This is a genomic window from Paeniglutamicibacter cryotolerans, assembly GCF_014190875.1.
In the GTDB taxonomy this organism is placed as follows: Bacteria; Actinomycetota; Actinomycetes; order Actinomycetales; family Micrococcaceae; genus Paeniglutamicibacter; species Paeniglutamicibacter cryotolerans.
The window spans coordinates 1,221,616-1,236,920 of record NZ_JACHVS010000001.1; the positions used below are offsets into that span (position 1 = coordinate 1,221,616).

The window sequence follows — 15,305 nt, forward strand, 5'->3', positions numbered from 1 at the left end:
TACCGCTCAGGCCGTCCAGCGTCCGCTGGCCGCAGCTAGATGGGCGCGGAAGCCGGCGAGATCGGCCATGATCGACGCGGCGGATTCCCCGGTGCCGGACAGGCCGGCGGACTGGCCCGCGTAGACGGGGGCCGTATCGAGGTCCGCGTTCCTGCGGGCGTCTTCCATGGAATCGGTGATGCCGTGATCCCCTTCCACCGCAGCCTCGAGCTCTCCGATGCGTTCGGTCCACTGCTCACTGAAGCCATTGCGCAGTGCCCGGCCGCCATAGTGCCTGGGCCAGGGAATCTCTTGGGCGATGTCGAATGCGCGCGTATAGAGGGTGTCGTCGATGGATGCCCGTCCGATGGCCTCCTTGACCCGTACATGGCTCAGCGATTCCTTGGCGGCGGCGAAGCGGGTTCCCACCCAGACGGCCTGCGCACCACTGCCCAAGATGGCGGCAATGCCCCGGGCCGTGGCAATGCCGCCGGCCCCGATGACCGGCTTGTCCGTCTTCTCCAGGGCCAGCTGCAATAGGGGGAGTGTGGTGACCTCGTTGCGGCCGTGCCCGCCACCCTCGCTTCCACGGCAGATCACGACATCGATGTCCTCTCCCAGCGCACGCTCGAGCTCAGCGGCGTTACCCACCTGCATGCCTACCAGTGCGCCGGCGGAATGGGCGAGTTCAGCCGCGGGTCCCGGTTCACCGAAGCTCACGCAGATGAACCCCGGGCGGTGCTCAAGCAGAACCTTGAGCGGGTCCATTGACTCCTCCAAGACCCAGGCCATCAGCCCCGCGCCCCATGCCCCGCCGGGAGCCGAAGCAAGGGATGCCTGTTCGTGCAACCAGCCGGCCTTTGATCCGCTGCCGATGCCCAGCATCCCCAGGCCGCCAGCGGATGATACTGCTGCGGCCAGCGCCCCACCTGCAGCACCAGCCATGGACGCATTGAGGATTGGCTGCTCAAGCCCGAAACGGGAAGCGAAGTCCAGAGGGCCCCGGGAGGCAGAGCAAGCAGCGGATTCAGGGGAGGCGTTCATGCAATCGAGTCTATTGCCGAAGGACGTGCCTTCGTGTGACGCAGCACTCAAAGGTTCGAATGCCAGGGGGGCGCCTCCGATGGCACGGAAAAGCCCGGAACCACGGGGCCTGGAGGCACTTCGCCGTAGGTGTCCGTCGATTTGCCAGGGCGTCCGAACGCCTGTATTGTTTTCTAAGTCGCCGCGGCCAACACAGCAAGAAAGCCGCTGAAACAGCCGCCCGGCGACCGAATCTTCTAACAAACTCCCTTCGCATGGTTTTCCTGTCGCTGTCAGCGCGGAAAACCGGGAGGGAGTTGCGCCCCGGATTGCTGGTCAGGCCTTGAACGGCCGATTTGCTTCCGGGTGGCGGACACGGTAAGTTAGATAAGTTGCTCCAGAGCGAAGCGCCGGTGTTCCGGGTCGTGGAGGTTGGAAGCGTCTGTTGTTTGAGAACTCAATAGTGTGCCAAATTTGTTAACACCGATTTTATTATGTAATTGGTGAATGGTTTCGGGCTCCGCACCCCCGTGTGGAGGCTCGAGGCAATTTGCCGGGATTTTTTTACTTGGTGCAACCCGGTCGGCTTTTTCCAGTCGGCGTGTTGGTTGTGTCTGTATTTTTTTACGGAGAGTTTGATCCTGGCTCAGGATGAACGCTGGCGGCGTGCTTAACACATGCAAGTCGAACGATGAGGGGAGCTTGCTCTCCGATTAGTGGCGAACGGGTGAGTAACACGTGAGTAACCTGCCCTAGACTCTGGGATAAGCCCGGGAAACTGGGTCTAATACCGGATATGCACCGTAAGCCGCATGGTTTTTGGTGGAAAGATTTATCGGTCTGGGATGGACTCGCGGCCTATCAGCTTGTTGGTGAGGTAATGGCTCACCAAGGCGACGACGGGTAGCCGGCCTGAGAGGGTGACCGGCCACACTGGGACTGAGACACGGCCCAGACTCCTACGGGAGGCAGCAGTGGGGAATATTGCACAATGGGCGAAAGCCTGATGCAGCGACGCCGCGTGAGGGATGACGGCCTTCGGGTTGTAAACCTCTTTCAGTAGGGAAGAAGCGAAAGTGACGGTACCTGCAGAAGAAGCGCCGGCTAACTACGTGCCAGCAGCCGCGGTAATACGTAGGGCGCAAGCGTTATCCGGAATTATTGGGCGTAAAGAGCTCGTAGGCGGTTTGTCGCGTCTGCCGTGAAAGTCCGGGGCTCAACTCCGGATCTGCGGTGGGTACGGGCAGACTAGAGTGATGTAGGGGAGACTGGAATTCCTGGTGTAGCGGTGAAATGCGCAGATATCAGGAGGAACACCGATGGCGAAGGCAGGTCTCTGGGCATTAACTGACGCTGAGGAGCGAAAGCATGGGGAGCGAACAGGATTAGATACCCTGGTAGTCCATGCCGTAAACGTTGGGCACTAGGTGTGGGGGACATTCCACGTTTTCCGCGCCGTAGCTAACGCATTAAGTGCCCCGCCTGGGGAGTACGGCCGCAAGGCTAAAACTCAAAGGAATTGACGGGGGCCCGCACAAGCGGCGGAGCATGCGGATTAATTCGATGCAACGCGAAGAACCTTACCAAGGCTTGACATGTTCCGGATCGCCGTGGAAACACGGTTTCCCCTTTGGGGTCGGTTCACAGGTGGTGCATGGTTGTCGTCAGCTCGTGTCGTGAGATGTTGGGTTAAGTCCCGCAACGAGCGCAACCCTCGTTCTATGTTGCCAGCGGATTATGCCGGGGACTCATAGGAGACTGCCGGGGTCAACTCGGAGGAAGGTGGGGACGACGTCAAATCATCATGCCCCTTATGTCTTGGGCTTCACGCATGCTACAATGGCCGGTACAATGGGTTGCGATACTGTGAGGTGGAGCTAATCCCAAAAAGCCGGTCTCAGTTCGGATTGGGGTCTGCAACTCGACCCCATGAAGTCGGAGTCGCTAGTAATCGCAGATCAGCAACGCTGCGGTGAATACGTTCCCGGGCCTTGTACACACCGCCCGTCAAGTCACGAAAGTTGGTAACACCCGAAGCCGGTGGCCTAACCCCTTGTGGGAGGGAGCCGTCGAAGGTGGGACCGGCGATTGGGACTAAGTCGTAACAAGGTAGCCGTACCGGAAGGTGCGGCTGGATCACCTCCTTTCTAAGGAGCAACTAGCAGGTACGGTTCATCCACAGTGGTGTTCACGGCTTGTTCAGTGCTGCCCGTTTCCACCACTTGTGTTGGTGGACGGGTGCTCATGGGTGGAATGTTAACAGGTAATGGCCGGGTTTCTTCCTGGTTGGTTTTCCTAGTACGCCGCACTTGTGTGGTGGGAACGGGGAGCTGGTCGGTGGGGGGTTCGGTCTCTTGGCACACTGTTGGGTCCTGAGGCAACAGGACATGCATGTTTACTTGCTCGTCTCTCACCGTTGTGGTGGGGGGTGAGTGGTGGTGTGTGTGGGCTGTTTGTTTCTGGTTGTCCCCGCGCATGGCCTAAGCCGCGCCGAATCATCCCGTGACGGGGTGGTGGTGCTGGTGGTGGGTGTGATGGGGTTGTTGTTTGGGAACTGCATAGTGGACGCGAGCATCTTGTATGCCACGTATCGTTGATCGCCTGCTTCTTCGGGAGGGGGTGTGAGAGGGTCGTGGAGCATGCAAAATAGCAATTTCTTTGATGATAGAAGACCCTGGACCGCACCTCGTGTGTGGTTCCGTTGGTTTTCTCGATATAAGTTAGTGTCTTTTTGATTTGACCTGTTTGTGGTCAAGTTTTTAAGGGCGCACGGTGAATGCCTTGGCATTGGGAGCCGAAGAAGGACGTGGGAATCTGCGATAAGCCTGGCGGAGTCGATAACCGGACGTTGATGCCAGGATTTCCGAATGGGGAAACCCCGTGCGGCGTCATGCCGCATGACCCGCAGCTGAACACATAGGCTGCGTGGAGGGAACGGGGGGAAGTGAAACATCTCAGTACCCCCAGGAAGAGAAAACAAAAGTGATTCCGTGAGTAGTGGCGAGCGAAAGCGGATGGGGCTAAACCGGTCCATGTGTGATAGCCGGCGGGCGTTGCATGGTCGGGGTTGTGGGACTATCCATGCCAGTGCTGCCGCACTGGCGGGGTGAGGTGCGAACATATAGGAGAACCTGTTTGAATGCAGGACCATAGGGGGTGAAAGTCCCGTATCCGTAATGTGTTTCGCCGCCCTGTGATGGTATCCCAAGTAGTACGGGGCCCGAGAAATCCCGTATGAATCTGTCAGGACCACCTGATAAGCCTAAATACTACCCAATGACCGATAGCGGAAAAGTACCGTGAGGGAAAGGTGAAAAGTACCCCGGGAGGGGAGTGAAATAGTACCTGAAACCGTGCGCTTACAATCCGTTGGAGCCTCCTTGTTGGGGTGACAGCGTGCCTTTTGAAGAATGAGCCTGCGAGTTAGTGTTACGTCGCGAGGTTAACCCGTGTGGGGAAGCCGTAGCGAAAGCGAGTCTGAATAGGGCGAGTTAGTGGCGTGATCTAGACCCGAAGCGAAGTGATCTACCCATGGCCAGGTTGAAGCGCGTGTAAGAGCGCGTGGAGGACCGAACCCACTTCAGTTGAAAATGGAGGGGATGAGCTGTGGGTAGGGGTGAAAGGCCAATCAAACTTCGTGATAGCTGGTTCTCCCCGAAATGCATTTAGGTGCAGCGTTGCGTGTTTCTTACCGGAGGTAGAGCTACTGGATGGCTAATGGGCCCTACAAGGTTACTGACGTCAGCCAAACTCCGAATGCCGGTAAGTGAGAGCGCAGCAGTGAGACTGTGGGGGATAAGCTTCATAGTCGAGAGGGAAACAGCCCAGAGCGCCAACTAAGGCCCCTAAGCGTGTGCTAAGTGGAAAAGGATGTGGAGTTGCGAAGACAACCAGGAGGTTGGCTTAGAAGCAGCCATCCTTGAAAGAGTGCGTAATAGCTCACTGGTCAAGTGATTCCGCGCCGACAATGTAGCGGGGCTCAAGCACACCGCCGAAGTTGCGTCATTCAGGTATGTGGTAGGCCTTCGTGGTCCAGCCGCCTGGATGGGTAGGGGAGCGTCGTGTGGGCAGTGAAGTCGCGGTGTAAACCAGCGGTGGAGCCCACACGAGTGAGAATGCAGGCATGAGTAGCGAAAGACGGGTGAGAAACCCGTCCGCCGAATGATCAAGGGTTCCAGGGTCAAGCTAATCTGCCCTGGGTAAGTCGGGACCTAAGGCGAGGCCGACAGGCGTAGTCGATGGACAACGGGTTGATATTCCCGTACCGGTAAAAAACCGCCCATACTAAGCCGGCGATGCTAACCGCCCCGAGCACCCACCAGATGACCTTCGGGTCATCTACCGGGTGTAAGGCGCGGGACCCGAGCCGGGGAGGTAAGCGTATTAACAGGTGTGACGCAGGAAGGTAGCCGAGCCAGGCAATGGAATTGACCTGGTCCAAGGATGTAGGGCGAGTCGTAGGCAAATCCGCGACTCATCTAAGCCTGAGACCCGATAGGCGCCCCCCTCGGGGGGTGATTCGGTGATCCTATGCTGCCAAGAAAAGCATCGACGCGAGGTTTTAGCCGCCCGTACCCCAAACCGACACAGGTGATCAGGTAGAGAATACTAAGGCGATCGAGAGAATCATGGTTAAGGAACTCGGCAAAATGCCCCCGTAACTTCGGGAGAAGGGGGGCCCCAACCTTGATGGAACTTCGCGTTCCGGAGGGGATCGGGGCCGCAGAGACCAGGGGGAAGCGACTGTTTACTAAAAACACAGGTCCGTGCGAAGTCGCAAGACGATGTATACGGACTGACTCCTGCCCGGTGCTGGAAGGTTAAGAGGACCGGTTAGCCGCAAGGCGAAGCTGAGAATTTAAGCCCCAGTAAACGGCGGTGGTAACTATAACCATCCTAAGGTAGCGAAATTCCTTGTCGGGTAAGTTCCGACCTGCACGAATGGAGTAACGACTTCCCCGCTGTCTCAACCATGAACTCGGCGAAATTGCACTACGAGTAAAGATGCTCGTTACGCGCAGCAGGACGGAAAGACCCCGAGACCTTTACTATAGTTTGGTATTGGTGTTCGGTGCAGCTTGTGTAGGATAGGTGGGAGACTGTGAAGCCGCAACGCTAGTTGTGGTGGAGTCATCGTTGAAATACCACTCTGGCTGTACCGGTCACCTAACTTCGGCCCATGATCTGGGTCAGGGACAGTGCCTGATGGGTAGTTTAACTGGGGCGGTTGCCTCCTAAAAAGTAACGGAGGCGCCCAAAGGTTCCCTCAGCCTGGTTGGCAATCAGGTGTCGAGTGTAAGTGCACAAGGGAGCTTGACTGTGAGAGCGACAGCTCGAGCAGGGACGAAAGTCGGGACTAGTGATCCGGCGGCACGTTGTGGAACGGCCGTCGCTCAACGGATAAAAGGTACCTCGGGGATAACAGGCTGATCTTGCCCAAGAGTCCATATCGACGGCATGGTTTGGCACCTCGATGTCGGCTCGTCGCATCCTGGGGCTGGAGTAGGTCCCAAGGGTTGGGCTGTTCGCCCATTAAAGCGGTACGCGAGCTGGGTTTAGAACGTCGTGAGACAGTTCGGTCCCTATCCGCTGCGCGCGCAGGAAATTTGAGAAGAGCTGTCCTTAGTACGAGAGGACCGGGACGGACGAACCTCTGGTGTGTCAGTTGTACTGCCAAGTGCACCGCTGATTGGCTACGTTCGGAAGGGATAACCGCTGAAAGCATCTAAGCGGGAAGCCCACTTCGAGATGAGATTTCCACGCACAATTTGTGTGAGAGGCCCCCAGCAGACCACTGGGTTGATAGGCGGGACGTGGAAGCGGGGACCAAAGACCCGTGAAGCCGACCCGTACTAATAGGCCGATGACTTACACCACAAACACCACCCTTCATGGGTGGCAAGATACGCTGCGTCCACTATGCGGTCCCGAGACAACAACCGTCTTGCAGGACTGAAAACACCGTACCGGTGCACACCCTCCCCTTCACGGGCAGGTGCGCACGCGGTATGAGCAACCACAGCATGACTGTGACCATGATTTTCCCCACCCGGGTCCCCCGGGTGCGTGGAGCACGGGTTACGGCGGTCATAGCGTGGGGGAAACGCCCGGTCCCATACCGAACCCGGAAGCTAAGCCCCACTGCGCCGATGGTACTGCACTCGGGAGGGTGTGGGAGAGTAGGACACCGCCGAACATCTTTTCAGAGCCCATCCCCGGACCACCAGGTCCGGGGATGGCGCCGTTTAACCAGAAAACCACACCCCGCGCCCCACCCCGGCCAAAAACACGAACCAGACTGCAGCCGCAGGCTATTCCAATGGATATTATCCTGGGCGTCGGGCCCGAACCGCCGAGCAGTTTTTGCTCTGGAAGCCGGTAACGGTGGGCTATTGGTCTAGAGCAACAAAACTGTTGACCCGTGGCTAACGCTGACCGGTCAGATTGGGTTAGTAGGCAGAACAAGGCAATTCAGATGTAGCTGGATTCCTATCGGATTGCCCTTTCGAGCTAGGCAGTCAAGCTTGTTTAGACGGAGCTTTTGGTAGCACGTGCGTAACGATCCGGTAGCACGCGTGTAAGCAACCGGTAGCGCTTCGGGACGTTCAAAGTCAGGATTGCTTTCACCCACGACACCAGGTCGGGGACAGTGAAAGGAAGACTGACGGTAATGGCTGACTACAGACACATCATGGCCCTGCTGGTGCAGGGCCATTCGTACCGACAGGTCCAAGGCAGGGCAGGCTGCTCGCACCGCACGATCGCCAAGGCCAGCCGGGTCCTTGCCGATCAAAAGCTGACCACCCGTGAGCAGATCGACGCGCTCACCGATGAGGACCTCGACCGGCTGTTCGACGACGGCCGCAAGGCCGTGAGCGGTGAGTTCGTCCCCGTCAATGTCGAGGCCGTGGTGAAGGCACGCATCGGTCGGAAGAAGCCACCGTTGAAAGTCTTGTGGGCCCGCTACCTGGACACCGCGCACACAGACTCCGCCCGGTTTTACGGCTATGAGCGGTTCTGCCAGATTATTGCCGAGCACGTCAAGGTCAACGACCTGACCAGCCCGCTGTCCCACGAACCCGGACACACGATGCAGGTCGACTGGGCCGGCACCAAGATGCAGCTGACCGATCCGATCACCCAGGAAACCACGAAGGTCTCGCTCTTCGTGGCGTCCTTACCGTATTCGGGAATGATCTTCGCCTACGGGTCCCTGGATGAGAAGCTTCCCGCCTGGTGCCAGCTGCACCGGAAGGCCTTTGAATACTTTGAGGGTGTCAGCCAGCTGGTCATTCCCGATAACGCCTCGACCGCATCGAACCAGATCAGCCGGTATGAAAAGGCCCGGGATGTGAACCAATCCTATGAGGCCTTCCTTGAGTACTATCAAACCGCGGCAGTCCCGACCGGCGCGTATAAGCCGCAGGAGAAAGGCAACGTCGAGGCGGGGGTTAAGGTCTCGACCAATTGGATCATCCACTACCTGCAGGGGCGGCGTTTCGCGGGTCTGGATGAGCTGAACGAGGCCGTGGCCGAACAGGTGGAGATGATCAATGACCGCACGCCCTTTCGCGGGGAGAACCGCTCCCGACGCGATTGGTTCCAGGATGCTGAACGCCACGAACTCATCGGCCTCCCGGCCGAGCCGTGGCAGCAGGTTTACTGGCGCAAGGCGAAAGTCTCCAGGGACTGGCACGTGCAGGTCGACACGGTTAAATATTCGGTTCCGCACCAGCTCGCCGGGCAGATCCTGGACGTGCGGATCGTGGGTGAGCAGGTCACCGTGCTTGCCGGTGGGCTCGTGGTTGCTTCGCACCGGCGTGGTGCGCAGCGTCATTCCTACGTCACCGATCCCGAACATGCGCCGCACGGGTATGAGGACATCTCACTGCTCTGGACCCGTGCCTATTTCATCCGGCAAGCAACAAAGGTCGGCCCCTACACGGTTCAGGCGCTGGCTCGGTTGCTGGATCGGAAAAAGATCGAAGCGCAGGGCTACCGCTCCTGCATGAACATCCTGGCACTGGGCAAGGGCAACAACCGCGCCCTGCTGGAGCAGGCCTGCCATGACCTCTGCGTGCAAGACGAGCGGAACCCTGTCAGTTATACCGCGCTCAAACATCGCATCACCGCCCTGCGGGCGGCCTACGCCGGGCGTCCGGGCGTGAGCGCACCGGCATCGCCGCAGTCCGGCGCGGGGCCGGTGACCGCGGGTGCCAGGGATACCAGCAGCGCCCATCTGGGCGGGATCTCGCAGTTCAGTCTCGAGGCCTTGAGAAGCACCGCCGCAACTGAGTATTTGACTCTTTGAGAGCCACCAATATTGCCGTTCAGAGCCACCCCGCCAAAAGACGAATATTCTCTTTCAGAGCCACCCATAGTGCGCTTGAGAGCCATCAAATAAGCTCCTCCCACCATGTGACAGAACATGGTAGAAGGAGCAAGACCAATGGTACGAAAAATCAATGCGAAGGTGATACTCCAGCTTCGTGCCGAGGGAATGTCCGGGCGCAATATTGCCACCACGCAAAGCATCTCCAGGAACAGCGTTTCCAACGTCCTTGATGCTGCATCAAACGCCGGAATCAGCTGGACGGATATCCAAGACAAAACAGAGAATGCTGTTTATGCTTTGGTGTTCCCCGGTCGCGGGGACCACCAAAGCGTTTTCGCCCAGCCAGACTGGGGCGTTGTCCATAAGCAACTGGCGAAAGTCGGAGTGACGCTCAAGCTCCTGCACGGCGAATACGTTGACGAAGAATCCGTCAAAGGCCAGGCCACCATGGGCTACGACAGGTTCTGCAAGACATATCACCGCTACGTCCTGGAACACAGCGCAACGTCCAGGGTCGAGCACAAGGCCGGGATGAGCGTCGAGGTCGACTGGTCCGGTCCAACCATGACCTTGCATGATCCAAACACCGGCACGAAGCAGACGGTCTATCTGTTTGTGGCGTGCCTGCCCTTTAGCCGGCTGGGCTTTGTCGAGGCCTGTCTGGATATGAAGCAAGCCAGTTGGCTGCGTGCCCACGTTTCCATGTTTGAGGCCTTGGGTGGTTCTGTTCCACGCATCATCCCGGACAACCTCAAAACCGGGGTCATCAAACATCCTGCCGAGGGCGAGATCGTGCTCAATGATTCTTACCGGCATCTGGCTGGCCACTATGTGGCAGCAGTGTTGCCTGGCCGTGTCCGGAAGCCAAAAGATAAATCTAGTGTAGAAAATACGGTGGGCCACGTGGCGACCTGGATCATTGCCGGACTGCGCGATACCCAGTTCACCTCGTTGCCTCAGCTTCGTACGGCGATCCGTGAACGGGTCCAGGCGTATAACGATGAGCCATTCCAGAAGCGGGCGGGCTCCCGGTTGAGCGTTTTTCGGGAAGAAGAGCAGCCGTTGCTTCGCCCCTTGCCGGCGGTGCCGTATGAAATCAGCGAGTGGGTCTATCGGCGTAAGGTCGCGAAGAACAGCTACGTGACGTGGAAGCGGAACTTCTACTCGGTTCCGCTGGTCAATGTCGGGGCAAGCGTTGACCTGCGCATCACGGAAACAATGCTTGAGGTCTACCGGAACCAGGAGCGGCTGACCAGCCATCAGTTACTTCCCGCCTCCGCGATCAATCAGTATCGCACCAATGATTCGGATATCCCGGCCGAACAGCAGTGGAAGCAGTGGGAACCGAAAAGGGTCAGGGGCTGGGCGAGTCGCATCGGACCAAACGCGGTGGAAGTCGTGGATCGGATCTTCGCGTCGGTTCCGCTCGCTGAGCAGGGCCTGAACGCAGCACTGGCGGTGTTGAGGCTGTCGAAGAGGTTCGGCCCGGAACGGCTGGAAGCGGCGTGCCTCCTGGCGCTGCAGAGCCAGGTACGTTCGCCGCGGTATGCGCATATCCGGCCGATCTTGGACACCGGTCAAGACCGGGCCAATACCTGGAATGATTCCCTTCCAGAGCCTGAACCGGGCGGATACGTGCGCGGCAGCGATTACTATTCTGGCGGTGCCCGATGACCTCGATGGATACGGAAACCAAAAGGAAATTGCGGGAAATGTCCGCCGGCGCCTTGCTCGAGGCCGTGGAGTCCCAGGACGAGGTCCTCAGCATGGGGCTGACGTTTGAGGAGCGTTTGCGGCTAGCCGTGGACCATGCGTACGCGTCCTTCACCCATTCGAAGGTCAGCGGTCTGATCAGGCGTGCTGGGTTGCGTTACCCCAACGCCGATCTGAGGCAGGTGGATCTGTTGGAGGAACGTGGGCTGAACAGGATGACACTTACTGAGCTGTCGAGCTGCGCCTTCGTTGACCAGTTCCACAATGTCGTCTTTCAGGGATTCACCGGATCGGGGAAGTCGTACCTGGGCTGCGCCCTGGCGAAGCAGGCATGTTTGAAGCTGATCCGCACGCATTACGTGCGCATGCCGGATCTGGAAGAGGAATGGCGGCAAGCCGAAGACAAACCCCTGGGGCAGAACAAGTTCCTGAAAAAGTATGGGTCCTTCAGCATGCTGGTCGTCGATGAGTGGTTGTTGGATCCTCCGAAGGGAGCGTTCTTGCGGATGTTGTTGGAGTTGATGGAGCGTCGGTACGGATCGACGGCAACGGTGTTCTGCACCCAGTACAAGCAGTCGGACTGGCATGCCAGGCTCGGGTCCGGGGTTCACGCGGACGCGATCATGGATCGGATCGTTCACAACACGATCTGGGTCGAGACCGGTAGCTACAACATGAGGGAGAAGACCGCGCTGGGGATGAGCTAAGAGATGTTGCTGAGAGCCGGTGGCTCCCGTCCGGGGAGGTACCGGCTCTCAACGGCAATATTGCTGGCTCTGAACGGCGATATCCGGTGGCTCCCAAACCTACGAATATTCAGCAACCGAGGAAACGAAGGAGGAGGACCATGCTTGATCATCATCTGACCGACGATGACATGGGGCTGTTTACCGGGTTGCGGATGACAGCGTTCGGCCAAAGCGTCATCGACATCGCCAACGACTCGGCCTATGACGAATGGACGTTTTCGCGCAAGGTCCGTCATGCACTGGATCAGGAGATCGCGGCCCGGGCCCAGCGTCGGGTGGTGAAGCTGCTCAAGGAATCGAAAACGCCGAACCCTGCTGCCTGTGTTGAAGACATCCACTACCTGCCGGACCGGAGCCTGAACCGGGAGGTCGTGGCACGGCTCGCGTCCTGCCAGTGGATCGAGCACACCACGAACCTGGTGATCCTGGGCAAATCAAGCGTCGGCAAATCGTATTTGGCCCAAGCCCTGGTCAACGCGGCCTGCCGGCACGACTACACGGCTCGCTACTTCCGACTTGATGACCTGGCGAACAAGCTCGCGGTTTATCGTCGGGGTGATGCCGAACGGCTGACGTTCCTGGGCAGCCTGCACGACTGCGATGTTCTGGTCCTGGATGACTTCTTGACCACGCCGATTAGCCCGGAGACCGCGAGCGAACTGCTCAATATCCTGGCGGGGCGCGAACACCGTGGCGCCACGGTGGTGACTTCTCAGTTCGATCCCGAGGACTGGTACAAGTCGCTGCATGATGCGGTGATCGCCGAATCGATCCTCAACCGCATCGTTTCCAGCAGTGAGTTGGTCCAGCTTGATGGGCCCAATATGCGTCGGCGTAAGCATACGGGTCCGGGAGATGAGCCGGTGAGCTGAAGCGATCGGTGCTGGCGCGAGGGCTCGGTGCTACCGGGTCCTCGCACCGGTGCTACCGTTTCGCTCCACATGCGCTACCGAAAGCTCCGTCTATACAGTCAAGCTTTCGGACACCGTGAAATTCGCTTCTGTTTTGTTTCGGATCTCCTCAAGACCCACACCCGGAGCTAGGCGGACCAGTACCAGCGGAGAAACACCGCTGCTGTTGGCCTTATCCAGATCGAATACGGCGAGATCTGTGACGATTCGATCCACTACTCGCACACCGGTAAGCGGCAAGGAGCATTCGGAAACAAGCTTGGGTGATCCGTCCTTGGCAACGTGCTCGGTGAGGACTATGACACGGGGCGTGCCGGCTACAAGGTCCATGGCCCCGCCCATTCCCTTGACCATTTTCCCCGGGATGGTCCAATTGGCGAGGTCTCCGGATTCCGATACCTGCATGGCACCCAGGATGGCGACCTTCACATGCCCACCGCGGATCATCCCGAAACTGGTGGCCGAGTCGAAAATGGATCCGCCGGGGAGCAGCGTGACGGTCTGCTTCCCAGCGTTGATTAGGTCGGCGTCTTCTTCGCCCTCGTATGGAAACGGGCCCATGCCCAGTATCCCGTTTTCACTCTGGAGCGTCACTCGGATGCCATCGGGGAGGTTGTTCGCCACCAGGGTGGGGATGCCAATGCCGAGGTTGACGTAGTCACCGTCGTTGAGCTCCATGGCGGCAATGGCCGCCATCTCGTCTCGTGTCCATGCCATGATTGTGCTCCTTGGGTTCAGTGGGCTTAGGCGACGACGGCGACCGGCTGTGGTCGGACCGACCGCTGTTCGATGTCCTTGATGCGGTTTGATGCCTGAACCAAGCGCTGTATGTAGACGCCTGGTGTCACCACGTGATTTGGGTCGATCTGACCAAGGCCGACGATGATCTCCGCCTCGGCGATGGTCACACGCCCTGCTGTGGCAACAACCGGGTTGAAGTTGCGGGCTGTGTACCGGTAAACGAGGTTGCCATCGGTGTCGGCTGTGTGGGCATGAACGAGGGACAGGTCCGCCACAATCGCACGTTCGCGAACATAGAGTTCGCCATCGAACTCTTCATGATCTTTTCCCTCCGCTATCAGGGTGCCTACCCCTGTCTTTGTGTAGAACGCGGGGATTCCGGACCCGCCGGCACGCAGTCGTTCCGCCAGGGTTCCCTGCGGGGTGAACTCTACCTCCAGTGCACCGGCGAGATACTGCTCTGCAAAGAGCTTGTTTTCACCGACGTATGAGGCGATGACCTTGCGGACTTGGCCGTTCTCGATGAGCACGCCCAGACCCTTGCCGTCCACGCCCATGTTGTTGGACACGATGGTCAAGTCTTTGACATTGGAATCACGAACTGCTTCGATCAGGTCGGCCGGGATGCCGCTGAGGCCGAAGCCTCCTACTGCGATCGTCATGCCGTCAGCGAGCACTCTATTGAGTGCTGCTGCGGGATCTGCGCTGAGCTTTGACATGTGGCCCATTCTCCTGAGGTTTCCGCCGGGGCAGGAAATCTGAAATTAAACAGTTTCGTCCACCTCATGGACAGGCGGAATAACTTGGACACTATCCGAGGGCTTGCGAGAGCGTCAATAGCCCTGATTTACTTATATTCATACTATGGACGAGCCTCATTCAGGTGTCCATATTGTGGAATATGGAGTTTTGAATGCAAAGCGAAACGCAAAATAAGGTGCAGGGGGCGCAAGTCGTTGGACGTGTTGCTGAGTTGTTGCGCATCGTTGGCCGTGCCCCCGACAGGGGCGCTGTGCTCTCTGAAATCGTGACGGCCTCCGGCCTCACCCGGCCCACGGTTTACCGGCTGCTGAATTCCTTGGCCATCGAGGGCCTGCTGGACCATGACAAGGCAACAAACACCTGGCATCTAGGCCCAGAGATGTATGTGATGGGTGCCGTGGCAGCGAACCGGTATGCGATCGAGGACATCGCGCGTCCGAGCCTGCGGCGCCTCGCCGAGGAGACTGGAGAAAGCGCCTTTCTTTCCATCCGCAGGGGAGCCGAGACTGTTTGTCTCATGCGGGTGGAAGGCAGCTTCCCCGTTCGTTCGTTCGTGTTGCACGAGGGCGTGCGGTTTCCACTGGGAGTCGCATCGGCGGGTTTGGCTATTCTGGCTTTCCTGCCGGCCTTGGAAATAGAGCGACTGCTTGACGGCGAGGAATCGCGAGCTCGGGCCTTTGGCTCAGGTCATACTTCGCGGGCAATTCTTGAGAACCTGCACAGCATCAGGGAAACCGGATATTCGGTGAATCCAGGATTGATTCTCGAGGGCAGCTGGGGAATGGGTGCGGCAGTATTCGATCCACGTGGAGACCCGGCGTGGGCACTGTCCCTGACTGGGATCGAGCAGCGCTTCCGGCCGGAGCGTCAGCAACAACTCGGGCGTCTATTACTCGAGGAGGCGCACCGGATAACCCGGGAACTAGGTGCCGGACCCCGTCGGCATGCGTTGGAGAAGTGACGGCAGCCCGGCTGATAGATGCGCTCGGACCACTGTCATTTCGAATCCAGCGCCGTGGCTGCAACGCGCTCAAAGCCAGGTGAACTGCATCCAAGGTTGCTAGTCCATCAACGGCATCGTCGGAGTCGTTG

Annotated in this window: 8 protein-coding genes and 3 rRNA genes; 8 read left to right on the plus strand and 3 right to left on the minus strand. The window is 58.6% G+C overall.

All coding sequences use genetic code 11. The features are described from left to right. Positions 1 to 6 precede the first annotated feature (6 nt). Entirely contained in the window at positions 7 to 1,023 is a 1,017-nt protein-coding gene (locus E9229_RS05840; protein ID WP_183510333.1) for an NAD(P)H-dependent flavin oxidoreductase, read from the minus strand. A 602-nt stretch (positions 1,024 to 1,625) separates the two neighbouring features. Here E9229_RS05840 and E9229_RS05845 point away from each other — a divergent pair. The 7 genes from E9229_RS05845 (at position 1,626) to E9229_RS05875 (ending at position 12,671) form a co-directional block, all read left to right on the plus strand. Next, positions 1,626 to 3,149: ribosomal RNA gene (locus E9229_RS05845) — 16S ribosomal RNA — on the plus strand. Positions 3,150 to 3,751: 602 nt separating this feature from the next. Further along, positions 3,752 to 6,879 (plus strand): 23S ribosomal RNA (locus E9229_RS05850). A 202-nt stretch (positions 6,880 to 7,081) separates the two neighbouring features. Continuing rightward, positions 7,082 to 7,198, plus strand: a 5S ribosomal RNA gene (rrf, locus tag E9229_RS05855). The 16S, 23S and 5S rRNA genes sit together here, the layout of an rRNA operon. A 474-nt stretch (positions 7,199 to 7,672) precedes the next feature. Next, positions 7,673 to 9,313, plus strand: a complete 1,641-nt coding sequence (gene istA, locus E9229_RS05860) for an IS21 family transposase (protein ID WP_183510334.1) — start codon at positions 7,673 to 7,675, stop codon at positions 9,311 to 9,313. Positions 9,314 to 9,451: 138 nt separating this feature from the next. Then, positions 9,452 to 11,011: an IS21 family transposase gene (istA, locus tag E9229_RS05865; RefSeq protein ID WP_183510335.1), complete on the plus strand. Its 1,560-nt coding sequence runs from the start codon at positions 9,452 to 9,454 to the stop codon at positions 11,009 to 11,011. Further along, positions 11,008 to 11,757 carry an ATP-binding protein gene (locus E9229_RS05870; protein WP_183510336.1) on the plus strand — a complete coding sequence of 250 codons (750 nt, stop codon included), beginning with the start codon at positions 11,008 to 11,010 and terminating at the stop codon, positions 11,755 to 11,757. The genes istA (E9229_RS05865) and E9229_RS05870 overlap by 4 nt, the downstream gene beginning before the upstream one ends. A gap of 140 nt (positions 11,758 to 11,897) precedes the next feature. Beyond that, positions 11,898 to 12,671, plus strand: coding sequence for an ATP-binding protein (locus tag E9229_RS05875; protein WP_183510337.1), 774 nt, complete (start codon positions 11,898 to 11,900; stop codon positions 12,669 to 12,671). A gap of 90 nt (positions 12,672 to 12,761) precedes the next feature. On the opposite strand, the gene E9229_RS05880 is transcribed toward E9229_RS05875, so the two are convergent. Both E9229_RS05880 and E9229_RS05885 read right to left on the minus strand, forming a co-directional pair. Beyond that, positions 12,762 to 13,427, minus strand: coding sequence for a CoA transferase subunit B (locus E9229_RS05880; RefSeq protein WP_183510338.1), 666 nt, complete (start codon positions 13,425 to 13,427; stop codon positions 12,762 to 12,764). Between the two features lie 26 nt (positions 13,428 to 13,453). After that, a complete protein-coding gene (locus E9229_RS05885) occupies positions 13,454 to 14,170 on the minus strand; it encodes a CoA transferase subunit A (protein WP_183510339.1) in 717 nt (238 codons plus the stop codon). Between the two features lie 194 nt (positions 14,171 to 14,364). Between E9229_RS05885 and E9229_RS05890 the strand changes: the two genes are divergently transcribed. After that, positions 14,365 to 15,174 carry an IclR family transcriptional regulator gene (locus E9229_RS05890; protein WP_183510340.1) on the plus strand — a complete coding sequence of 270 codons (810 nt, stop codon included), beginning with the start codon at positions 14,365 to 14,367 and terminating at the stop codon, positions 15,172 to 15,174. Positions 15,175 to 15,305: the final 131 nt, after the last annotated feature.